The organism is Kribbella sp. NPDC048928 (assembly GCF_043197975.1).
GTDB lineage: Bacteria > Actinomycetota > Actinomycetes > Propionibacteriales > Kribbellaceae > Kribbella.
This window is the reverse complement of record NZ_JBICUC010000011.1, coordinates 212,580-234,166: the sequence shown is the minus strand read 5'-3', so window position 1 is coordinate 234,166 and position 21,587 is coordinate 212,580. Positions and strand designations below refer to the sequence as shown.

27 protein-coding genes are annotated in these 21,587 nt (G+C 66.7%); 12 read left to right on the top strand and 15 right to left on the bottom strand.

Going from position 1 to position 21,587, the window contains the following annotated elements; genetic code table 11:
* Window positions 1-61 precede the first annotated feature (61 nt).
* Complete coding sequence (locus tag ACGFI6_RS37845; protein WP_393127429.1) at window positions 62-619, bottom strand: hemerythrin domain-containing protein; 558 nt, start codon at window positions 617-619, stop codon at window positions 62-64.
* Window positions 620-821: 202 nt separating this feature from the next.
* Here ACGFI6_RS37845 and ACGFI6_RS37840 point away from each other — a divergent pair, with 202 nt between their 5' ends.
* The 3 genes from ACGFI6_RS37840 to ACGFI6_RS37830 all read left to right on the top strand — a co-directional run bounded on the left by ACGFI6_RS37840 (window position 822) and on the right by ACGFI6_RS37830 (window position 2,475).
* Complete coding sequence (locus ACGFI6_RS37840) at window positions 822-965, top strand: GPGG-motif small membrane protein (protein WP_393127427.1); 144 nt, start codon at window positions 822-824, stop codon at window positions 963-965.
* Window positions 966-1,009: 44 nt separating this feature from the next.
* Window positions 1,010-1,444 carry an SRPBCC family protein gene (locus ACGFI6_RS37835; RefSeq protein ID WP_393127425.1) on the top strand — a complete coding sequence of 145 codons (435 nt, stop codon included), beginning with the start codon at window positions 1,010-1,012 and terminating at the stop codon, window positions 1,442-1,444.
* A 761-nt stretch (window positions 1,445-2,205) separates the two neighbouring features.
* Entirely contained in the window at window positions 2,206-2,475 is a 270-nt protein-coding gene (locus ACGFI6_RS37830; protein WP_393127423.1) for a hypothetical protein, read from the top strand.
* A gap of 130 nt (window positions 2,476-2,605) precedes the next feature.
* Here ACGFI6_RS37830 and ACGFI6_RS37825 read toward each other — a convergent pair whose 3' ends face one another.
* Genes ACGFI6_RS37825 through ACGFI6_RS37795 form a run of 7 tightly spaced genes read right to left on the bottom strand, consistent with a single transcriptional unit; the run spans window position 2,606 to window position 10,063 of the window.
* Entirely contained in the window at window positions 2,606-4,114 is a 1,509-nt protein-coding gene (locus ACGFI6_RS37825; protein WP_393127421.1) for an NADH-quinone oxidoreductase subunit C, read from the bottom strand.
* Window positions 4,111-5,625 (bottom strand): proton-conducting transporter membrane subunit, encoded by a 1,515-nt coding sequence (locus ACGFI6_RS37820; protein WP_393127419.1) that lies wholly within the window; start codon window positions 5,623-5,625, stop codon window positions 4,111-4,113. The genes ACGFI6_RS37825 and ACGFI6_RS37820 overlap by 4 nt, the downstream gene beginning before the upstream one ends.
* Window positions 5,625-6,272, bottom strand: a complete 648-nt coding sequence (locus tag ACGFI6_RS37815) for a hypothetical protein (protein ID WP_393127417.1) — start codon at window positions 6,270-6,272, stop codon at window positions 5,625-5,627. The genes ACGFI6_RS37820 and ACGFI6_RS37815 overlap by 1 nt, the downstream gene beginning before the upstream one ends.
* A 2-nt stretch (window positions 6,273-6,274) precedes the next feature.
* Complete coding sequence (locus tag ACGFI6_RS37810; RefSeq protein WP_393127415.1) at window positions 6,275-7,213, bottom strand: respiratory chain complex I subunit 1 family protein; 939 nt, start codon at window positions 7,211-7,213, stop codon at window positions 6,275-6,277.
* Window positions 7,210-9,228 (bottom strand): proton-conducting transporter membrane subunit, encoded by a 2,019-nt coding sequence (locus ACGFI6_RS37805; RefSeq protein ID WP_393127413.1) that lies wholly within the window; start codon window positions 9,226-9,228, stop codon window positions 7,210-7,212. Before ACGFI6_RS37805 ends, ACGFI6_RS37810 begins: the two co-directional genes overlap by 4 nt.
* On the bottom strand, window positions 9,225-9,698 hold the full coding sequence (locus tag ACGFI6_RS37800; protein ID WP_393127411.1) for an NADH-quinone oxidoreductase subunit B family protein: 474 nt from the start codon (window positions 9,696-9,698) through the stop codon (window positions 9,225-9,227). The genes ACGFI6_RS37805 and ACGFI6_RS37800 overlap by 4 nt, the downstream gene beginning before the upstream one ends.
* Window positions 9,695-10,063, bottom strand: coding sequence for an ArsR/SmtB family transcription factor (locus ACGFI6_RS37795; protein WP_393127409.1), 369 nt, complete (start codon window positions 10,061-10,063; stop codon window positions 9,695-9,697). Before ACGFI6_RS37795 ends, ACGFI6_RS37800 begins: the two co-directional genes overlap by 4 nt.
* Window positions 10,064-10,152: 89 nt before the next feature.
* Here ACGFI6_RS37795 and ACGFI6_RS37790 point away from each other — a divergent pair, with 89 nt between their 5' ends.
* The gene (locus ACGFI6_RS37790) at window positions 10,153-10,338 is read left to right on the top strand and encodes a hypothetical protein (protein ID WP_393127407.1); all 186 of its coding nucleotides are present in this window, start codon (window positions 10,153-10,155) and stop codon (window positions 10,336-10,338) included.
* A gap of 191 nt (window positions 10,339-10,529) precedes the next feature.
* Here the strand turns inward: ACGFI6_RS37790 and ACGFI6_RS37785 are convergent, their stop codons facing one another.
* A complete protein-coding gene (locus ACGFI6_RS37785; protein WP_393127405.1) occupies window positions 10,530-12,023 on the bottom strand; it encodes a UbiD family decarboxylase in 1,494 nt (497 codons plus the stop codon).
* Complete coding sequence (locus ACGFI6_RS37780; RefSeq protein WP_393127403.1) at window positions 12,020-12,646, bottom strand: UbiX family flavin prenyltransferase; 627 nt, start codon at window positions 12,644-12,646, stop codon at window positions 12,020-12,022. Before ACGFI6_RS37780 ends, ACGFI6_RS37785 begins: the two co-directional genes overlap by 4 nt.
* Window positions 12,647-13,027: 381 nt before the next feature.
* Between ACGFI6_RS37780 and ACGFI6_RS37775 the strand changes: the two genes are divergently transcribed.
* From ACGFI6_RS37775 to ACGFI6_RS37765, 3 genes are read left to right on the top strand one after another with little or no spacing between them, the layout of a single operon-like run.
* Window positions 13,028-14,293, top strand: coding sequence for an MFS transporter (locus tag ACGFI6_RS37775; RefSeq protein ID WP_393127401.1), 1,266 nt, complete (start codon window positions 13,028-13,030; stop codon window positions 14,291-14,293).
* Between the two features lie 13 nt (window positions 14,294-14,306).
* A complete protein-coding gene (locus ACGFI6_RS37770) occupies window positions 14,307-14,735 on the top strand; it encodes a hypothetical protein (protein WP_393127399.1) in 429 nt (142 codons plus the stop codon).
* A gap of 42 nt (window positions 14,736-14,777) precedes the next feature.
* The gene (locus ACGFI6_RS37765; protein ID WP_393127397.1) at window positions 14,778-15,953 is read left to right on the top strand and encodes an FAD-dependent monooxygenase; all 1,176 of its coding nucleotides are present in this window, start codon (window positions 14,778-14,780) and stop codon (window positions 15,951-15,953) included.
* A 22-nt stretch (window positions 15,954-15,975) separates the two neighbouring features.
* Here ACGFI6_RS37765 and ACGFI6_RS37760 read toward each other — a convergent pair whose 3' ends face one another.
* On the bottom strand, window positions 15,976-16,638 hold the full coding sequence (locus ACGFI6_RS37760) for a Pr6Pr family membrane protein (protein ID WP_393127395.1): 663 nt from the start codon (window positions 16,636-16,638) through the stop codon (window positions 15,976-15,978).
* Window positions 16,639-16,714: 76 nt separating this feature from the next.
* On the opposite strand from ACGFI6_RS37760, the gene ACGFI6_RS37755 reads away from it, so the two are divergent.
* The 4 genes from ACGFI6_RS37755 (at window position 16,715) to ACGFI6_RS37740 (ending at window position 18,887) form a co-directional block, all read left to right on the top strand.
* Complete coding sequence (locus ACGFI6_RS37755) at window positions 16,715-17,092, top strand: VOC family protein (RefSeq protein WP_393127393.1); 378 nt, start codon at window positions 16,715-16,717, stop codon at window positions 17,090-17,092.
* A 210-nt stretch (window positions 17,093-17,302) separates the two neighbouring features.
* Entirely contained in the window at window positions 17,303-17,764 is a 462-nt protein-coding gene (locus tag ACGFI6_RS37750; protein ID WP_393127391.1) for a hypothetical protein, read from the top strand.
* Window positions 17,765-17,964: 200 nt separating this feature from the next.
* The gene (locus ACGFI6_RS37745; protein WP_393127389.1) at window positions 17,965-18,318 is read left to right on the top strand and encodes a VOC family protein; all 354 of its coding nucleotides are present in this window, start codon (window positions 17,965-17,967) and stop codon (window positions 18,316-18,318) included.
* A 104-nt stretch (window positions 18,319-18,422) separates the two neighbouring features.
* Window positions 18,423-18,887, top strand: a complete 465-nt coding sequence (locus tag ACGFI6_RS37740; RefSeq protein ID WP_393127387.1) for a GNAT family N-acetyltransferase — start codon at window positions 18,423-18,425, stop codon at window positions 18,885-18,887.
* An 81-nt stretch (window positions 18,888-18,968) separates the two neighbouring features.
* Here the strand turns inward: ACGFI6_RS37740 and ACGFI6_RS37735 are convergent, their stop codons facing one another.
* The 4 genes from ACGFI6_RS37735 to ACGFI6_RS37720 all read right to left on the bottom strand — a co-directional run bounded on the left by ACGFI6_RS37735 (window position 18,969) and on the right by ACGFI6_RS37720 (window position 20,749).
* A complete protein-coding gene (locus ACGFI6_RS37735) occupies window positions 18,969-19,130 on the bottom strand; it encodes a hypothetical protein (RefSeq protein ID WP_393127558.1) in 162 nt (53 codons plus the stop codon).
* Window positions 19,131-19,264: 134 nt separating this feature from the next.
* Window positions 19,265-19,735 carry a nitroreductase family deazaflavin-dependent oxidoreductase gene (locus tag ACGFI6_RS37730; protein ID WP_393127385.1) on the bottom strand — a complete coding sequence of 157 codons (471 nt, stop codon included), beginning with the start codon at window positions 19,733-19,735 and terminating at the stop codon, window positions 19,265-19,267.
* The gene (locus ACGFI6_RS37725; protein WP_393127383.1) at window positions 19,732-20,091 is read right to left on the bottom strand and encodes a CBS domain-containing protein; all 360 of its coding nucleotides are present in this window, start codon (window positions 20,089-20,091) and stop codon (window positions 19,732-19,734) included. Before ACGFI6_RS37725 ends, ACGFI6_RS37730 begins: the two co-directional genes overlap by 4 nt.
* A gap of 103 nt (window positions 20,092-20,194) precedes the next feature.
* Window positions 20,195-20,749, bottom strand: coding sequence for a hypothetical protein (locus tag ACGFI6_RS37720; protein ID WP_393127381.1), 555 nt, complete (start codon window positions 20,747-20,749; stop codon window positions 20,195-20,197).
* A 229-nt stretch (window positions 20,750-20,978) separates the two neighbouring features.
* Between ACGFI6_RS37720 and ACGFI6_RS37715 the strand changes: the two genes are divergently transcribed.
* On the top strand, window positions 20,979-21,449 hold the full coding sequence (locus ACGFI6_RS37715) for a hypothetical protein (protein WP_393127379.1): 471 nt from the start codon (window positions 20,979-20,981) through the stop codon (window positions 21,447-21,449).
* The last annotated feature ends 138 nt before the right edge of the window (window positions 21,450-21,587 follow it).

The window sequence follows — 21,587 nt, the reverse complement described above, 5'->3', positions numbered from 1 at the left end:
TGCAATACCCACCGGTGCCCGCAGACCACCTGACCAACCGCCGCCCCGCGGCTTTACCAGGTCAGAGTTCGCCTTCGCTCTCGACCTTCTTCTTGAGTTCGTCCTTGCTCAGGCCCGAGGTACCGGAGATGTCCGCGTTGTCGGCCTGCTGAGCGAGCTGGTCACGGGTCATGTCGCCGGGCTGCTCCCCCAGGTGCTGCTTACGACTCGCGGCGAACGCATCGCCGAGTTGAGCGCGCCGTTCGTCGGACAGGTTCGACCGCATCCCTGGAAGCACCTTGGTCTCCTCCTCCTCGACGTGATGAGTCACGGCGTCGACAAGGTTCTGCAGCGCCTTCTCGAACGCGGGCGAGGTCGGGTCGGTCTCGGCGAGCTTGGCCAGGAGTTGGTCGGCCTCGATGTGCTCCTGCTGGCTGTGCGAGACCTCGTCCTTCTCGCCGGCCTCCTGAGCGGCGACCGGATACACCTCCGCCTCCTCGGCCCGGCTGTGAGCAGTGAGCAGAGTGGTCAGTACGGGCAACAGGTTCGGCCGCTTCTCCGGCTTGTCCTGCAACTCGTGGAACAGGCGCTCAACCTCACGGTGGTCCTGCATGATCAGGTCGACGACATCCGCAGCCATTTTGTGTCCTTTCGCATGGATTTGCCTGACCCGTCGGTACCCCGAATCATGCGGCTGTGCGGGAGATTGCCTCCACCGGGTTTACCGGAGAGCCGGCCGGGCACTGGAAATGCCGGAACGTGGACGTGACCTGCTGGGGTCGGGTCACAAATTCGGGGTCCGCCAATCCGTCCGGTTACATCTGCCCAGTGAGAGGGAGACCATGGAATTCATTCTCTGGATCATCGCCGTGATTCTGGTGATCTCCGGAATCGTTTCGCTGTTCCGCGGCGCGAAGCTGTGGGGCATCGCGCTGATCGTCATCGGCCTGCTGGTCGGCCCGGGCGGCGTCAGCATCTTCACCTGATCCCGGACGCCCAACCCGGTTCCTGCTCCCGGATGAGGTGACGCATGAGTGAGAACGAGTGCCTGATCGCAGCGAGCGTCGAGGAGGTGTTCGCGATCCTCACCGACGGCTGGTCGTACGCCGCGTGGGTCGTGGGCGCGTCCCGGATCCGGGACGTCGACCCGCCCTGGCCGGAGCCCGGCGGCCGGATCCACCACTCGGTCGGCGCCTGGCCGATCCTGATCGACGACACCACGTCGTCCCTGGAGTACGAGCCGTTGAAACGCCTGCGGCTGCGCATCCGGGTCTGGCCGGTGGGCCACGGCGAGGTGGAGTTCCGGGCGACGCCCACTGCGGACGGCTGCAGCCTCGTGATGACCGAGACCGCCGTCAGCGGCCCGGTAAGCCTGCTGCCGTCGGCCATCGCCGACCCCTTGCTGCACCTGCGAAACAACGAGGCCCTTCAACGCCTGAAACTCCTGGCCGAGAAGCACACCTGAGCGCGCAGATCTCTCAGCGAGACTCAACAACGCAACAAACCGCCCTCGCAGGCGCGTTCAGCCGTTCGACGTGCCGCCAATTCGATTGCTGCCGGACGCCTGCTGCGAGGAAGCTGACGGTGTGGGAGCAGACGGTGTGGCCGAGGTCCTTCGCCGGGCCGGAGTGTTGGGCGGGCGGGAGGTCGCCAGGGTCGACGTCCTGGATACCGGCGCGTTCAACTCCGCGACAGTGCGGGTTCGGGTCGAGTTCCGCGGGGCGGTAGAGGCTGCGGCGTACGTGCTCAAGCGGCCGGCTGACTCTGCCTGGAGTGTGGCGGCGGCCGCGGAGGAGGGCCGCTTCTACCGTACGGTTGCCGCGGCGACGGGACATCCTGAGATCGTCCCGAGGTGCTTCGCGATCGGGCCCGCGGACGACCCGTTCGTACTGCTGGAGGATCTGTCCGCGACGCATCGTCCGCCGCTCACGCGCGCCGAAGGTATCGGGCACGTGCTGGCGTCGGAGGCTGATCAGGTCTCCGTGGTCGACACGTTGGCGCGGCTGAAGGCGTACTGGTGGGAGCATCCGCTCCAGGAGCAACTTGGTTGGGGTTACTGGTCTGAGGACGTCGAAGGGTTCGAGCACTACGCGGCTCGTCGCGGGGCATCGTGGCAGAAGGTGCTCGCGGACAACGACGCCTGGTTGCCGGCGCACGTCGTCGACCTCTGCGGACAGGTGGCAGAGCGCGTGCATCGACATCGGCGCCGGCGATCTGGTGAACCTGATGGCGACGTTCTGGACCTCGGACCAACGCAACACCCAGGGTCGCGAACGGCGTCTGCTCGAGCAGTTCCACCGCCGACTCACGGAATACGGCGTCACCGGCTACAGCCTCGAGCGCCTCGAGAACGACTACCGGATAGGCCTCGTGTACTGGATCCTGATGCCGATCCAGGACGCGTACGACGGCTCACCGATCGACTACTGGTGGCCGAAACTCCAATGCCTCACCGCAGCCTTCGACGACTGGGACTGCCGCGCCCTCCTCCGCTGAGCGGAGTCGGCGCTGTGGTGTCAGAAGATGTAGAAGGCGGTTGCGGCGGTAGGGAGGAGGCCGATGAGGATGACCGAGGCCACCCAGCGCTGGACGGTGACGATGTTCATCGGGCGTGGCTGGCGTCGCTTCACAGGTCGTTCCCGGCGTAGGAGAGGTTGAAGCTCTTGTTGGTGAGGGGGAAGTCGGGAACGATCGTGTCCGCCAGGGCGACCGGGAGCGCCGGCCAGTTGAAGAACGACGGGTCGACGATCTTCAGGCGGGACACGGTGCCGTCCGGCGCGCACTCGACGCGGTGAGCGATCGTCCCGCGCCATCCTTCGACGAGGCCGACACCGGATGAGCGGCCGGCCGCCAGCCAACTGGGCTTGACCGTCTCAGCGGCCAGGGGCGGCCGGTCGGCCAGCAATTCGGTGATCAAGGCAACGGAAGCGTGGATCTCGTCGAGTCTGGTCCGCAACCGCGCCAGGACGTCCCCGCCGGTGTGTGCCGGGGCTGTGACGCCAGTGGTCAGCGGCGTGAAGGGATGATCGCGGCGGGCGTCGTGGTCGAGGCCGCTGGCGCGGGCGACGTACCCGAGGGTGCCGATACCGCGCGCCTGGTCAGGACGGAGTACTGCGGTGCCCGTCATTCGGTCCAGTACGACGCTGTTGGCGAGCGCGATGTCGACGATCTCCTGGATATCGGACGCGATCTCGCCAAGAAGCGCCGGGTCGGGCAATGCGCGAAGGTGGGTAGCTCCGGGCGTGATTGCACCACGGAGCAGACGGTGGCCGGTGACGTCCTTGTTGAGCCGGAGCAACTGCTCACGAATTCGTTGTGCGTGGGCGTTCGCGATGCCGTACCCGACGTCCTTGCAGAGGGCACCGATATCCGTGACGTGGTTGTACAGCCGCTCCAGCTCGAGCAGGATCGCCCGCAGCACCTGCGCCTGCGACGGCACGGCCCAGTCGCGCGCCTCCTCGACGGCGAGGCAGAAGGCCAGCGCGTGCCCGACCGAGGTGTCGCCCGACACCCGCTCCGCAAGCTGCAGCACCTCCGCGATCAGCTTGCCTTCAGCAAGCTTCTCGATACCTTTGTGGACGAACCACAGCCGCGCCTTGAGCTTCAGGATCGTCTCGCCGACCACCGAGAACCGGAAGTGCCCGGGCTCGATCATGCCGGCGTGGATCGGGCCGACCGGGATCTCGTACACCCCGGTGCCGTCGACGGTCAGGAACGGGTACGGCTCATCGACGTCTCCGAACGCAGGCGGCTGACCTGCGTCGCGACGCATCGGGAACCAGCCCTCGGGCCAGTGCTGGTGCAGCACCAGCCGGCGTGGCAACGGGTGGGCCCGGGTCTCGATACCGAACAGGTCGCGCAGCTCGCGTTCGAACCGCCCCGCCGGGAAAGACAGCGCGGCCAGGCTGGGAATCCACGGCTCGGAACGGCTCGTGGTCAGCACCAACTCGGCCCGGCGATCCGGCTGACCGGCGGCGAAGAGATACACCACGCGGAACGCGTCCGGGTCGTCGTGCCCCGCGATCAGCACGAGCCGGAAGCCGTCGTCCAGCAAGGCGGCGACGCGGTCGAGGAGGGTCTCGGCCGTGACGGTGGACTGGCGGCGGTTCGGGTACGTCCGGACGTCCGGGCTCATCTGGTCCCCACGATCTGTGCGGCGGTCCGCAACAGCGAACCGAGTGGCCAGTCGACGATCCCGAGCACGGCGACCGCGGCCAGGCCCGTTACCAGCGGAACGAAGGTCGACAGTCGCAAGGTCTTGACCGACGTAATTGTCGTGTTGGGTCCTGTCGGCTCCGGACTGGCGGCGGCGCCCAGGAGAATGCCGGACACTTTGGTGCTGATGGCAACGAAGACCACCAGCAGCAGTACCAGCACGACGGCCATGACCCAACCGAGCCGTGCATCGATCCCCGCACGGATCAGGCCGAGCTCGCTGGCGAACAGGCTGAACGGCGGCAGCCCCAGCAACGCGAGCAAACCGGTCGCGAACAGTGCCGCAAGGATCGGCGCACGGGCGAACAATCCCCGGACAGCCTCGATCCGCGTACTGCCTTCGCGGGCGAGGATCTGACCGGCGCTGCAGAACAAGACCGCCTTGCTCAGCCCGTGCCCGACGATATGGAGCAGCACAGCAGCGATTGCCAGCGGCGTACCGATGGCTACTGCAACGACCGCCAGCGCCATGTGCTCGATACTGGAATACGCGAGCAGCCGCTTGTAGTCGCGCTGTGCGAGAAGAAGTCCCGCGGCCAGGAGCAACGACAACAACGCCACAGTCAGCAACAGCCCGCGGACGAACCCCGGATCGACGCTGGCGACCGCGATTACCCGGTAGCGGGCCAGAGCGTAGACCGCGACCGGCAGAAGGACACCCGACATCAAGGCCGACACCGGAGCCGGGGCCTGGCTGTGCGCGTCCGGCAACCAGCTGTGCAGAGGCACCAGACCGGCCTTCGTACCGAATCCCAGGACCAGCAGCCCGAAGGCAAGACGCATCACCCCCGGGTCGAGCTCACCCGCGTGCGCGACCAGTTGCGTCCAGTCGAGCGTTCCGTTCTCGACCACACCGGCCTGCTTGGCCGCGTAGTTCACCAGGACGGTCCCCAGGTACGCGAGCGCGATCCCGACCGAGCAGATGATCACGTACTTCCAGGTGGCTTCCAAGGACTTCCGCGACCGGCCGTGGCCGACGAGGAATGCCGTCACGATCGTGGTGCCTTCGATCGCGGCCCACAACAGTCCCAGGTTGTTCGCCAGTACGGCGACGACCATGGTCGCCAGGAACAGCGGCACGAGGATCCCGTACCACCGTGCGCGGGTCGGACTGGTGTGTCCGGACGCCAGCTCCTCGTCCAGGTACCCGATCCCGGCGCACGTCGCGACTCCGCCAACGGCCCCGATGACGATCAGCATCACGCTGGACAGGGCGTCGATCCGCAACCAGTTCCCGGCCTCGACGACTCCCCCGTCCGCAGTCCAGACCGCCGTACTCACACCGACAGCAAGGACGGCAAGGGCCGCCGCAACCGTTCCGATGGCAACGGAACGCCGCCACCCCAGCTTGACCGCCACCGCAGCCACTGCGAGCGGGGCGACGATCGGCGTAGCGACAAGGAGCGCCGCCGGCACACCGGTGAGACTCATCAGTCGTGCAACTCCCGCAGCTCGTCGATGTCCGTCCCGCCGAAGGTCGTGCGGAGCCGAGCCGTCAGCACCTGCAGCACGAGCACGATCAGCAGTACGTCGAGGGAGACGGCCAGCTCGACGACGCCCGGAACGCCGCCGGTGATCAGGAACGCGGTCGTCGCGATCCCGTTGTCGAGCAGCAGGAATCCGACGATCTGCGACAACGCCCGCCGCCGGGTCACCAGAACGAAGAACCCGATCAGCACCATCGCCAGCCCGACCGGCACCGCGTGCGTCTCCGCGGTCGGCGACAACCGCACGATGGGACGGCTCGCGGCGTACGCCAGCAGGGTCAGCAGCGCGGCCGCGACGATCGACGCTGTGACGTTGGTCAAGGGTTCGGTCTCGCGGGCCTCACCACTGTCTCGCAGTACCCGCCGGAGGATCGTCGGGACGACGAACGCTTTCAGGGCGAGTACGCCGGCCGCGACGACGCCGAGCTCGACGCTGTCCAGCCGTACGGCGAGCACCCCGGCGAGCCCAGCCAGCAGAACTCCCTGCAGGACAAGGAGCCGGACGATCGCGGACAACTCGCGCCGCCACAGCACCATCACCGACGAGAGCAGCAGGCCACCGCAGATCAGATAGAGCCATTGAGTCGTCATGATCACGCCAGGAAGAAGGAGGACGAGACGGCCAGCAGACCGAACAGGAACGACCCGGCCAGCAACTCCGGCACCCGGAACAGCCGCAGCTTGGCCATGAACAACTCACCGGCCGTCAGCAACGCTCCGAGTACGCCGACCTTCACCGCGAACGCCACGACGCCGATCAGCAGGGCGAGCGGCGACGCCGAGGTCGCTACGCCCCAGGGCAGGAACAGACTCGACCAGAGGCCGAGCAGGACCGTCAGTCGCAGTGCGGAGGCGAACTCGACCAGCGCGAGGTCGCGACCGGAGTACTCCAGCACCATCGCCTCGTGGATCATCGTGAGTTCGAGATGGGTCGACGGGTTGTCGACCGGCAACCGCCCCGCCTCTGCGATCACCACGACCGCCAAGGCGACAGCCGCGAGCAGCGAAGCCGGCGACAGCACATCGCCCGGAACCTGCTGGCCGCGTTCGACGATCGCGGCCAGATTTGTCGAGCCGACCCGAGCCGACAACGCGAACCCAGCCAGCAGGATGGTTGGCTCGGCCAGGGCAGCGATCGTGATCTCCCGGCTCGCACCCATACCGCCGAACGCCGTGCCTGTGTCTAACCCGGCCAGCGCGAGCGCCACCGTACCGAGCAGCAGCAGTCCGACCACCGCGAACAGATCCACGACGCCGTCCAGCGGTGACACCGTGGCGACGAACGGCGCGACCGCTGCGATCACGACGGTCGTCGCGACCAAGACGGCTGGCGCGGCGGCGAACGCCCAGCTCGACCCGGGAGCGGTGATCGGCTCCTTGCGGAACAACTTGCGCAGGTCACGCCACGGTTGCCCGACACCGGCCCCGGCACGACCCTCCATCCGCGCACGTACCTGCCGCATCAGGCCCACCAGATACGGTGCCAGCACCGCCAGCAGTGCGACCTGGACGACAATCCCGACGATGCTCACGCCGTCAGCCCCACGACGACGAGGACTACGATCAGTCCGGTCAGGCCCAGCGCGAGATACCGGTGCACGCTTCCGTTCTGCAGGCGGCTCAGCACCGCGCCAACTTTGTTGCCAGCAGCAAGTACGGGCGGATACAGCGCGTTCTCCAGGCGATCGTCGACGCGTTGCCGGTACTGAACGCTCTCGATCAGGTACTGGGATTCGGCGTGATGGGTGACGTCGACGTCCTTCTCCGGCTGCAGTACGTCGTCGAACACGCGGGTCAGCGGTTCGGCGAACGACGTGGCGGTGTACTCCATCCGTGGATCGAGCCGCGTACCACCGCAGCCCCAGACCAGCGACTCGCGACGAGGCAACCCACGCCGCACCAACGCGACCACGAGCAGCGCCGCCACCAGCAAGGCCGCCAGAATGAGCAGGGGCGACATCGACCCCTGGATACCTTCCAGCCGCAACGTCACACCGCCACGTAACGGCGAGCCGTCCCGGACCGTCGGTAACGAACCCAGCACCCGGGTCAGCGCCGGCGCCAGCGCGGCCGGAACCACCGCAAGGCCGACACACACCACGGCAGCGATCAGCATCGCGCCACGCATACTCATCGGCGATTCCTTCGCCGCAGCGGCGGCCTTCGACCGCGGACGAGCCAGGAAGCCGACACCGAACGCCTTCACGAAAGTCGCCACCCCCAGACCCGCGGTCAGCGCGACGACCCCGACCGCCAACGGCATCGCCACCGCGACCACAGCATCGGCGCCCGGCAGCCCATGGATCAGGCCCTGCACGAGCAGCCACTCGGACACGAAACCGTTGCCGGGCGGCAGCGCCGCGGCCGCGAGCGCCCCGACTCCGAACAACGCCGCGGTCGCCGGCATCCGCGCGATCAGTCCGCCCAGGCTGTCGAGGTCACGTAGGCCCGTGGATCGCAGTACTGATCCGGCGCCCAGGAACAGCAGTGTCTTGAATCCCGCATGGTTCAGCGCATGCAGCACCGCTGCCGCGATCAGAAGGCTCGCCAGCGTTCGATTGCCGCCCTGCGCAGGACCCGCTGCGAACATGCCCCCCGCGCCGACACCGATGAAGCTCAACCCCAGGTTCTCGGTCGTCGAGTAGGCCAGGAGACGCTTCAGGTCGACCGCGACAGTGGCCTGGAGCACCCCGTACAGCGCAGACGCGCCGCCCACGATCAGTACCAGCAACCACCACCAGCGCGGCCCGCCGCCGAGCAGATCGAGTCCCACGCGCAGCACGCCGTACAGACCGAGCTTGACCATCGCCGCGGACATCAACGCCGACACCGGACTCGGAGCCTCCGGATGGGACCGAGGCAACCACACGTGCAGCGGCACCAGGCCGGCCTTTGATCCGAATCCCACGAAGACCAGGACGAACACCAGGGAACGTACGGTCGGGGACAGGCCCGCCTGGCGCAACACGGCGAACGATTCGCCACCGGCCTTCGAGGCGAACAGCACGAGTCCGAGGAGGATCGCGAGCAGGCCGGCGTGCGTCATCGCGCCGTACCAGACTCCGGCGTCGCGAACCGCCGGCCGAAGCCGGTGCTCGGCGAGAACCAGGGCCAGCGACGCCAGAGCCATCAGTTCCCACAGCACCAGGAACGTGGTCACGTTCCCCGCCGCCGGGACCAGGATCATCGCGGCAACGAACAGCGGCAGCAGGCCCTGCGCGGACCGCGATCCGGCATGCCCGCCGCCGAAGTAGCCGATGGTGTAAATCCCCACCACGACCGAGACGCCGCCGATCAACAGGCAGAACAGCCCCGACAACGCGTCCACTGCGACCGATGCTTCGCTGAGCGGAAGCAGGGCCGGGATCGTAGTCGAGAACGTCCGTCCGCTCAGCGCCGCGACTCCCGCGAGCCCGCCGAGAGAACCCGCGGCAGCCGTCGACAGGCCGGCAATGAGCGCGCGACGGCGAGGAGCGGCGACGAATGCGCCCAGCGCACCGAGCCCGGCAACCACGACCACGCCGAGCAGCGCCCAACCAATCGTCATCGGCCGGTCAGGTCCCGGAGCGCTTCGATGATCTGCGGCGGTTCGGGCGGACAGCCGCGGACGACGACGTCGACGGGGATCACGTCGGAGACCGCGCCCTGCACTCCGTAACCACCCGCGAACACGCCACAGTTGTGCGCACAGTCCCCCACCGCGACGACCCGCTTCGGCGCCGGCGTCGCCTCGTACGCCTTCCGCAGCGGATCGGCCATGTTCCGCGTCACCGGACCGGTCACCAGCAACACGTCGGCATGCCGGGGCGATGCGACCAGGCGCGCGCCGTACCGCTCCGCGTCGTACACCGGACCGAACGCGGAGCCGATCTCGACCTCGCACCCGTTGCACGAACCGGCGTCGACGTGCCGCACCTGAACGGATCCTCGCAGTACGTCATCGCTCGCCGGACGCCGCTCCGGTCGAGGCTCCGCGATCCTGCCGGTCGAGCGGATCTTCCGGAACAGCGCCCTCATCGGGCCGCTCGCCTCGCACCGGACCGAGCTGTCGCCGGGGTGTCCGCGCGCAGACCGTCCAGCAGCTCGACCTGGTCGGACAGCACGGTCGTCAGGATCCCCCGAGCGACCGCCAGCAACTCGGCCACCCGCGGACTGGTCAGCGAGTAGTACACCTGCGAACCCTCGCGACGAGTTGTGACAAGCCCGGCCCGGCGCAGAACCGCCAGCTGCTGAGAGAGGTTGGACGCCTCGAGACCGAGCTCCGGCAGGAGCTCGCTGACCGCCATGTCGCGTTCGCTCAGCAGCTCCAGGACCCGAATACGCGCGGGATGCCCCAGCGTCTTGAAGAACTCAGCCTTCAACTGGTGCAGCGGTGTCGTCATACCTCCGCCTTCCGGTGCTCCACGATGTGCAAAAAGTATGCGATCACGAATTGAAGAATTCTGCAACTCGTGGATAGAGTGTGCCCACCATGGACACGTTCACCGCCGAACTGCGCCGCCGGATCACCTCCGCACGGGAACAGCTCCGCGCCGCCGAGGAGACCGGAGACCTCGACGCCGAACGCGTCTACTCCGGCGAACTCGACAGCCTCCTCCGTCTCGCCCTAGACAACGGCATCACCATTCCACCGGAGAACACCGAAGAACCCACCTGAACGACCGACACCACTGGGGGCGATTCGGAGACCGCCACTCTCTACGAAGTGATCTGCACAGCGCACAACCAGGCCGAACCCTCTCACACAGTTGAACTGCAGCAGCGCCGCACCCAGAATCGCGGTAACACTCGCAGTGAGGCTACGTCTCAGGTCCATTGCCTTCTCCGTTCACGAAAGCTCGGGGCGGGTCACCGGAAGCCATAGGTGTGCCAGTTGGCGAGGACCTTCTGCTGGACGTCGGCCGGCCATCCGTTTTCGAAGCTGCCCTTGAGGGGGCGCTCGTGGTCGGGGTAGAGGTCGCCGAGCAGGCAGTTGTAGATGACCTTGCCGGCGCGGAAGGTGTGCTGTTCCTCGGTGGACAGGTAGACGGCGAGTTGGTCGCTGACCTTGTCGGGGTAGTGGAACGTACCGCGATCCACGTCGGGGTGGCATCGGGTGGCGAAGGCCCACATGACTTGTTCGAGGTCGGTGATGTCGATGTCGTCCTCGACCAGCATGATCTTGGGTGCGTTGACGCCCGGTTTCCCCGCGAAGACCACCTCGGCGACCCGGTCGGCCAGCTCGTGGGCGCCGACTCCGGTGGCTTCGTGCCAGTCGTTGTGCAGGGCAACGACAAGCCAGTGGACGGCGGCCTCGAAGTTGTACCAGGCCGAGGCGACCGGCAGCTCGGCCTGCTGGAGCAGGTGCAAGATCTCGGCTGCGCTGGTGGTGCCGATGATGGTGTGGTCTTCCTCCACCGGAGGTCCGGCCGCCACCGCGGGCATGATCGCACGGTCGCGGTAGGTGATGGCCGACACCGTGAAGAGCTGCTTGAGCGAGGACTCGGTGGCGTTGTAACCGGGGAACTCGTTGAACGGCCCCTCCATCACGGTCCGGTCGATGCTGATGTGCCCTTCGATCACGATCTCCGCCGTGGCCGGGACCAGCAGATCAACGGTCTCGGCACGGACGACCTCGATGCCTTCGCCGAACAGTGCGCCAAGGTAGTGGCTCTCGTCGGCGCCCTCGGGCAGCGGCATCCCGCCGACCAGTGGCAGTCCGGGTTCGACTCCGATCGCGAGCGCGATCGGCATCGGTTCGCCGATCTCGGTCCACTTCGACCGGATGATGCCGAGATGCTGGGGCGCGGGGATCAGGCAGGCGAGCGTGTTCTTCCCGGCGATCATCATCCGGTTGATGGACCAGTTGGTCCAGGAGCCGTCCGGGGTACGCACGATGTTCATACCGTACGTCTGGATGTAGCGGCCGCCGTCGTTGCCGTGCAGGAACGGCGTGGGGAACGCCCAGAGGTCGATGTCGTCGCCGGTCGCGACGTTCTGCTTGCAGGGCGCGCCGGCGGCCGGGACCTCGACCGGCGGGACCTCGGGGCGGGAACGTGCCGCGGCCAGCGCCTGGACGATCTGCTGACCGGTCGCGTCCGCCGGCAGACCCACCGCGAGGGCGAGCCGCGCGAATCGATGCTGCGGCCCGCTCAGCGAGCCGGGCGCGCCCAGCACCCGGAAACCGGTGTCCTGGTAGCCGGTGATGTTGGTGAACAGCGGGGCGGGAGCGCGCAGGTCGTACGAGCGGCGGATGATCGCGCCGATCTCGAGGTTCCAATCGATCTCGGTGTCGATCTGCTGGAGCTCGCCGGCGGCGTTCAGTTCGTCGACGAACTCGCGCAGGCTCTTGAGGTGCTTCAACGGCTCGCCTTTCGCAGTGAGTTGTTCCGGGAGACCAGCGGGCTGGGCTCGGGCACGGCGCTGTCGCCGCCCCAGCGCGGGGTGCCAGGTACGTCGATGTCGAACAGATCGAGGGCGCGGGCGACGGTGTGGTGGACGATCTCGTCGATGCTGTCCGGTCGCGGGTAGAACGCCGGCACCGGAGGCATCACGATGCCGCCCATCTCGGTCACCGCAGTCATGGCCCGCAGATGCGCCAGAGTCAGCGGAGTCTCGCGGACGAGCAGCACCAGCCGTCGCCGTTCCTTGAGCGTGACGTCCGCGGCCCGGGTCAGGGCGTTGTCGCCGAGCCCGTGCGCGATCGCACCGAGAGTGCGCACCGAGCACGGCGCGACGATCATGCCGGTCGTACGGAACGAGCCCGAGGCGATTGCAGCGCCGACCTCGGCCGGCTTGTTGGTGACGTCCGCGAGTGTCTGCAGTTCGCGTGCTGACAGCGCGGTCTCGTACGACCGTGTCTGCTGCGCCGCCGGCGTGACCACGAGATGGGTCTCGATGCCCGCGGCGCGTGCGAAGCGGAGCACCTGAACGCCGTACGCGATCCCGGTCGCACCGCTGATCCCGACGACCAGCCGGCGCTTCATCGGCCACCAGCTATCACAAGTTCATGCACAGTATTCCTCCGTTCGTAGACCAGGTGGTCCACGAACGGTCAGGTTACCACCATGGCGAGAACTTCGTCGGCGTTGCCGACCGCGATGCCGCATCAAGTCAGTTATTCGTGTACCGCACGGTACGCGAATGGGTTATGGTGACGCCACCGAGAGGGAACGGAGGAGGTGAGACGCGATGGACACACCTGGCAACTGGCTGCCGAAGAACTGGCTGCCCCGCTGATCAAGCCGTCACACTCCGGCAGTTGATCTCAGTGCACGGAGATCAACTGCCTCTCAGGACAGGTCGACCGACCATGGCGATCGATACCGCAACTGGCCAACAGCACAAGGAAAGCGAGCGAAGTCCCCATGGCGGAGGATTCCACCTCGTCCGCGGATCCGACCCAGCCACCCGTCTACCCGGAGCCGGGCCGTCCCCCGCGATCGGGCTATCGGGAAGTGCTTGCGGTCAGGGAGTTCCGAGCCATCTTCGTCGCTCATGTTCTGTCCGTCCTGGGCGGTGTCCTCGCCGAGGTGTCGTTGGCTGTCCTGGTTTTCCGCCGGACGCACTCAGCGCTTCTGACCGCTCTGGTATTCGCCTTCGGCTTCCTGCCCTATGCGTTGAGCGGAGTCACCTTGTCGGGTATCGCCGATCGACGCCCACCCCGCCGCGTGCTGGTCACTTGCGACCTGTTGTCGGCCGCCTGTGTGGCCGTGATGGCCGTCCCCGCGCTCCCAGTTCCGGTGTTGTTCATTCCCCGATTCGCGGTCGCGATGATTTCACCGCTGTTCACGGGCACCCGGGCGGCGAGCCTTGCCGACATCCTGTCCGAGGATCTGTATGTCCTCGGTCGGTCACTGATCCGGATCGTCTCACAAAGCGCGCAGGTCGTCGGGTATGGGCTCGGAGGGCTCGCACTGGTATGGCTGTCGCCCCGTACTGCGCTCTGCGTCACGACCGTCACCTTCGTGAGTTCGAGCCTGCTGCTTCGTCTGGGCACCCGGGACCGGCCGGCGCGAGTCACCCAGGCCGGCGCGCTGACGCGCGCGTCAACCAGGTCCGCTCTGGCCTTGCTCAGCGACCGTCAAATCCGCGTCTTGCTTCTGATGTGGTGGGTCCCTCCGATGTTCTTCGTCGTCGCCGAAGGAGTAGCCGCGCCGTTTGCCGACGCTTCGGGAGCGGGTACGGCCGGATTCGGGCTGTTCTTGGCTGCAATGCCGGCGGGCACCGTGGTCAGCGAGACGCTGACGGCCACACTGGTCGCCCCCGCCGCGCGCGACCGCCTCGTATCGCCGCTGATGACACTTTCACTCTTTCCGATGATCGCCTTCGGAACCCACCCGTCGCTACCGATCGCGGCTGCCTTGATGCTGCTGACCGGATTGTGCGCCGGCTACACACTCGGTATCGACCGTTGGTTCGTTCAAGCCGTACCCGAAGGCGCACGCGGCCAGGCCATGTCTCTGCTGGGCGCCGGGATGATGACCCTTCAAGGCGTCGGCATGACAGTCGGCGGCGCGGTCGCCACCTTGATACCCCCGTACCTCGTCATCTGCACAGCCGGACTACTGGGATCAGTCACCATCCTCGGCGTCCTGCACCTGACACACAACCAGCACGTTCACTCTGCCTGAGGAGGCAAAATTCATGCTGAACAAACACCTGCCGACCATCTCGCTCGTCAAGCGCACCGCAACTCGGACAGCCGCCATGGTTGCTGCGGTCGCGACACTCGCGGTAGCGACCACCGGCCAGTCGTTCGCCTATTCCACCACTGCCCTGGCAACAACTTGGGCTGGTTACGGCTATTTCAACGCAGACCCTCAGATCTTGGCAATTCACGATTCACACAAGGACGGCTACGGCGTCGCGATCATCTATTATCGCTACGACCTGAGCAACCCGGGCCCCTACCATGCGTGGAATCGCGAAGGCAACAATACGACGACCTACCTGTACCTAAACATGCCGCCGGGTACAGAGATCAGGATTTACGCGTGCCCCGAGCAGGGCGGCATAGTCCTTGCCTACGACTGCAGCGCACGAGCAACTGCGATCGTGCCCGTTTATGCCTAGGCGGCCCGTCGACACTCTTGGCGATCTGTTCGGAGAACGCGCATGAGGGTGCTCATCTCTGGTGGTGGGGTGGCCGGCCTCACCTGCGCGTACTGGCTCGATCGGGCCGGACATACGCCTGTCGTTGCCGAACGCGCTCCAGCCGGGCCGTTGGGCGGCTACGGGATCGACTTTTCCGGTACGGGATACGAGATCGCCCGCCGGATGGGCATCCTCGAACGGCTCGCGGATCGTCCCCTGCGCTCGGACTCGATCGCGTACGTGGACGCGTCCGGCCGGGTCACCGGGCGCCTGGACCGGCCGCTGACGGAGAAAGTCCTGCGCGGCCCCTATCTCGCCCTGATGCACACCACGCTCGAGGCCGTCCTCGCCGACGCGGTACGGGACCGCGTGGAGGTCCGCCATCGTCAGAGCATCGCCGAGGTGCACCAGGGTGAGGGTGGCGTCGGGGTGACGTTCGCCGACAGCACCAGCGAGGAATTCGACGTACTGGTGGGCGCCGACGGCGTGCACTCGCGCACCCGGGAGCTCGCCTTCGGTGCCGAGTCACGCTGGGCCCGGCACCTCGGATTCACCATGGCCTGCTACCCGGTGCCGGACATCGCCGGCCTCGCGGACGTACGGACCCACTTCGCCGAGCCCGGCCGTCAGACCGTTCTGTATCCAACCGATGTCGTCGGCACCTCGATCGTGCTGTTCCTCTACCGGGACCGGTCGACCGATCGCATCCCGCGCTCGCAGCGGGCAGCCCGGTTGCGGACGGTTTACGCAGGCTCCGGCTGGCACACGCCCGAGCTCCTCGCCCAGGCTCCCACCGGCGAGTTGTTCATGGACACACTCACCCAGATCGAACTGCCCCACTGGTCCGCCGGCCGGGTGGCGCTGATCGGCGACGCCTGCGGTGCGCTGACCCTCGCCTCCGCGCAGGGCGCTTCGCTCGCCATGGCCGGCGGCTACCTGCTCGCCGATGCGCTCACTGCCCATCCCAACGACTGTGCGGCCGCATTCACCGACTACGAAGCACGCCTGCGGCCAGTGGTCGTCGCCCGGCAACGTCGTACGCGATCGTTCGCGCGCAGCCTGGTCCCGGCCACCCGAGCCGGCCATGCTGCCCAGCGCCTGATCACCCGGCTGCTGTTGCGGGACAGCCTGGTCCCGCTGCTGCGCCACGGTTTCGGCGACACCAGCAGCATCCTGCCCACAACATCGATCACCTGAAACAGAGGGAGTACCAACAACCTCAAGCAGAACGTTTGGCTGCTACACCGGGTAGGTGGCGGTCGAGGCGCTTCGCGACAAGCGCCAGGCCGACGAGAAGGGCCCCGATGGCCAGGGCGGCGATGGTCACGTACGGATACCCGTGCTGGTCGACGTCGACGAACGGGTAGGGATACCAACCGACGATCGCGCCCCGCACGAGCGTGTAGACCAGCCAGATGACCGGCAGCACCAGGAACCGTCCCAGGTCCGACGTCCCGATTCGGCCTCGCGGACCGACAACGATCCAGCCGACGACTACCACCAGCGGGACAACAACATGCAGCAACTTGTCCGCCACCCGATCCGCGCCGTGCAGGTCCAGCAGCGGTCGCAGGAAGAACCAATGCACAATGCCACCGCCGAACAAGATCACTACAGCATCGAGGCGCAATGCACGCCACCAACGTCCGTCTCGATCCGGGCGAAGAGCGAGCGTCGCCGCAACCACCGCGGCCAGCACGTTGCTCCATATCGTCAGGTAGCTGGCGAATCGCAGCACCCGGACACCCAAGCCGGGTCGCGACGCCGCCTGAATCGCCGGCTCAGTCTCGCCCAGATGCTGATGCCCCTGCAGCACCAGGATGAGCTGCAGGAGCACCGCCCCCGCGGCAACGACGAATGTCGCAGCGTGCCAGCCGAGCAACCATGACATTATCCCCGTTCACCTCGGCTGCCCGACACCAGACAAGCCGGCTCCGCGTGAGCGTATTCTCCGGCGTATGAGGGTGAACCGACTCGATCATCTGGTGCTCACCGTGGCGGATCTCGACCGGACGGTGGACTTCTACCGGGTACTGGGGATGACTGCGATCACGTTCAAGGGCGGGCGGCGGGCGCTGACGTTCGGAACCAGCAAGATCAATCTGCACGAGGCCGGGCACGAGTTCGAGCCCAAGGCCGCACATCCCGGCCCCGGCACCGCAGACCTCTGCTTCATCGTCGACGAGCCGCTCGCCGACGTACAGGCAGAACTCGTTGCGCATGGCATCGAGATCGAGGAAGGCCCGGTCGAGCGTACGGGCGCGACCGGCCCGATCTTCAGCGTCTACGTCCGCGACCCCGACCAGAACCTGATCGAACTCAGCAACTACTCCTGAGGCTGTTACGAGCACGAGCGGTATCACTCGCTGTTCAAGCTGGAGGAAGCGGTCGCCTGGCGACGAGACGCGAACGCCCTGAAGGTGCTGGCCGACCACTGGTCCGGTACAGGTGAACTCGACCAGCCGCGAGCAGACCCAAGCCACGGCGCAGTCGGATGCGCCGACCTGAACGCCGCGGCAGTCGTCGCCGCGACGGGGATCCTGTTCATGGATGGCGCGGGAGAGCCGGCCGAACTGACCGCGATGCGAGCCCGATGGAACGCCGCAGCCTCGCAGTACCGCAAGGTGTCACAGTGGCTGGCCGAGCACATGAGTGCAGAGTGGCCGCGCCTGGCGACGCTGCTGACTCCCGACTTGGTCGACTCCGCGCGAGCGCGATTCGCGGCGCTCACCCGCACGCCATCGGCCGGAAACGCGTACGCCCTGGTAGCGAGTCTGCTGAGCACCGCGACCCAGGCGCTCGCCAACCAAGACTTCACCCCCACCGGCGTACGTCGCGATCGCGCGGCAGCCGCGAACATGATCCGCACCTCCGCCTGGCTTGTCGACGCAGCGGCCGCAGAAGTCGCCAAGGCAAGTTCGTCCTTGACCCTGTCGGACCCAGACTGGACCGAGTTCATCCACCTCATCGAAACCAGGATCGCCACACACGACCACCAGCCGAACTGATTGCTTCGTGCAGTCAGGGGGCGAACCGGAGCGGCGCTCGACGAAGCGATCGGCGTCGCGCGCAAGCGCGGCGCCAAGGTATCGCGAGCCGACTGGGCCTTCCCTGCCTGGCAACCGGCCAAGGACTTCGGCAAAGCCGACTACTGAGCTGCCGAGGCGATCCCGTGGCGGTCGGGTCGTCCACGCAGGATGATGTGGGGATGATCGGACGTCTCCACCATCTCGCGATCGATTGCCCAGACCCTGCCGTACTGGCGCGGTTCTACTCCGCTGTGCTGGGCAAGCCGATCACCTACCAGAGCGACGACTGGGTCGTTGTCGCAGACAACGACCACAGCTCCGGCCTGGCGTTCCAGTTGGCGCCGGACCATCAGCGCCCACAATGGCCGGATCCCACCCGCCCACAGCAGATGCACCTCGACATCATGGTCGACGACCCGGCGAAAGCCGAGCCGGAACTACTCGCACTAGGAGCCCGCAAACTCGCCGATCACGTCTACGAAGACCCGGCGGGTCATCCGTTCTGCCTGATTCCAAAGCCGACCTGGGCCTGAGCCAATGAACTGGCCCACAGGGCGCTGCTAGTTCATCGGAAGACCAGCGGACGCTCCGGAGTTCGACCCACCCGGACCTTGAGGCCCGGCTATCCTCACTCGTCATGAACAGGACCATCCTGCGCAACGCTGAACCCGCGGACTCGAGCATGCTGACTGCCCTGACACAACGGTCCAAGGCCCACTGGGGCTATCCACAAGCGATGCTCGACCAGTGGAAGGACATCCTGGTAGTCAGCGTCGCCACCATCCGCGACGGGAAGGTCGTGGTCGCGGAGCAAGACGGCGTACCAGCGGGCTACTACAACCTCACCGGCGAACCGCCGAACGGCGGACTCTCGGATCTCTTCATCGAACCGGCCGCGATCGGCACCGGCCTTGGCCGGATGCTCTGGAACCACGCCGTAGCTTCGGCCCACAGCGCGGGCTTCCGCACTCTGACCCTCGACTCCGACCCTCACGCGGAGGGTTTCTACCTCCACATGGGCGCCGAACGAATCGGCGACCGAACGGTCGCCCCAGGCCGGGTCCTTCCCATCCTGAGATTCACTCTCGCCGCCGCACAATGATTCCGCGTGGGGTTGCCGGCCGACGGACCGAACCTCGTCTGAACAGCAACCTAGGCATGCCGGGATGCCTCACAAATAAGGCTATTTGAGCTCGGCGGAGGTCTTGCCGAGGAGTCTGCGGGCGACGATCAGTTGCTGGATTTGTTGGGTGCCTTCGAAGAAGTCGAGGATCTCTGCGGTGCTGACCGGCGTCAACCCACGATCCAGCGAATCTGGCCTCTGACCTGGGCGTTTGCTTCTCATCGTCGCTCATCAATTGTCGACACTTGGCGATGTCCCACGGAGCAGGGACGGAGCAGAGATCACGCTGCAACGTCGTCAGCCGACACATCAGGTCCCCTCAACTGGGTCCTGTTCAGCTCGATTCTCTGCGGAGGCTAGTCGACCGTTCGCCCGGCCCCGAACTCGATCCGTACCAGTGGCAGCCGCTCACCCACATCGGACGGCAGCGGCCCGTCGCCGGCGAGGTCGGAGAGCTCGAGCGTCCGGCCCAGCGCCTTCGCGGCCCGCGGGTGACGGCGGCGGTACTGCTCCAGCCGCGCCGGTACGTCTGCAGCCGGAACCGGCTCAGCAACCGCCGGCACGGCGCGGCGGGTCCCGGTCCACACGCGCAGGCCGGGGTGCGCCGATACGTTGCGATACCACTGCGACGCCCGGCCGTAGCCGGACACGATCACCAGTCCGCCGACGTCGTGCTCCAGCACCTCCAGTACGACATACCTGGCCAGCCCGCTGCGCCGTCCGACATGTTCCAGCATCACCAGCCGTCGCCCGAACACGAAGCCCAACCCGGCCCGGAACAACGGAATCGGCAACCTCGCCAGCGACCGGGGAATGCGCTTGGTCATGACTCCACCTCTTCTTTCTCAGCATTCGAATGGCTCACACTCCGCCGCAACGCTCGGAGCGCCGTGCGGGAACTGATCCAGCCGACGAGCCGTCGCTCGTCGAGCACGGGAACCGCGACGCAGCCGCTGCGATCGAGCGCCTCGATCCCCTGGGCGACGTGATCGTCGGGGCGAACCACCACCGGGAACTCCAGCACGAGCGAGGCGGGTTCGGCACCATGACGCCCGTCGGCTAAAGCGCCGGCACCGACGACCGCGGCCAGGACGAGCAGCCCGGAATGCGTGCCTCTGAAGAACTGGCGTGGATCAGACCGGTGCCACGGACCCCGGGCGACGGTCAGGACATCGACGGACATGAATTTGCATTATGCAATAGTTGGCCCAGGCAATTCTTGTCGTCTCGCCGACAGCGCACCGGACATGGCAAGCTTCTGAGTCACCGGTGCGCGCACTGTAGGTTCACCAGTCGTGGCGGAGATCGGCCGCGATGTGAAGCGCGGTGATCGCATATTGGAGATCTTCGAGTACCAGTCGACGTTCCGAGCTCCGCGCGCCGGAGAGGCAGACAGCCAGGCGCGCATCCGCCGTCCAGCCTGCCGGCTCGGTCAGACCCTTCTGGTCGTCGAGCAATCGCCAGCCGTCGTCGTCCAGTTGCTCGAGCGCGTACGCACGATCCGCCGCCTGTAACGAGAGCGCGCCGGAATCCTCCGGCCGGCCCACGTCGCGACCGCGGACATCCGCAACCAGGACGTCAGTGTCGGGGCACGGCACCACCAGCAGCCCTGTCCCCGTCTCCGGCTCCAGATAGGCAACGTGCGCGGCGAACTCGGCCACCGTGACCACAGATTCGCGTGGTACGTCGCCGACAACGAGACGCAGGTCGTGACGTCGTTGGATGACACTCGAGCGGTACCGCCCGAACGGGGGTCCGCCCTCGAGACTACGACGGTAGTAGAGCGCGAGTGCGGAGATCGGAATCTTGCAGGTCGACACGCTGTGGATGCTCTCAGCCATCAAGTCCCTTCCGATTCAGCTCCTTCTCCACCCTCACGACCCAATTTTGAGACCGTGCGACCATGCGCTTTACGATCTGATGACGAGGTCTCCGCGGCCGACCCGGCAAGCTCGGCCCGGTGCGGTTGAAGCCCACTTTGAGTTCTCTTGACAACTGGAGCCGGACGCTTCGATAACCACGGGACGGCGGGTACGTGTTGAGTCAGGTCAAGACGGCGAGAGGACACCGATGATGACGCGGCTCAATGAGACTTCAGGAATATCGCTCGCAAAGAACTCTGGGGCGCCGGAGCGGACAGACGGCTGGTTCGACGTCGCGGTCCTGGTCGAGAACGAGCTGAGCGGCACGGCAGCGCGGCGGATGACCGAGCTCTACCAGATGAAGAGCACGCCGCTTCGCTATCACCTGGTAAGACCCCTCGGCGACAGTTCGGCCAGGTCTGTCGGGTTCCGTCAGGAGGCCGAGCGCTTGATGCAGCGAAGCGTCGAACGCCTGGAGGCTCTACAGGCGCCAGTGACCGGGGACGTCTCCGACCACGAACCGATCGGCGCGTTGCTCGACGTCGTCGCCTCGACAGGCAGCCAGGAAATCGTGGTTGTGACCGGCCGCCATCAGCTGGCGACTCTGCTCCATCGAGACCTGGCGTCGCAGATACGCTCGCTCGTGAACCTGCCGCTTGTGCACCTCGTCGAGCGTTGATCGGGGATGGACCGCACCGTCCTGCCGATCTCGATGATCGCGATGCGACGATCTTCGCGCCGGTAGCGCTCCGCCAGATGTGAGCCACCGGTCTTCGATCCGTTGCCGAGGGCGCCTGAGGGTGTTACCAGAAGCGTG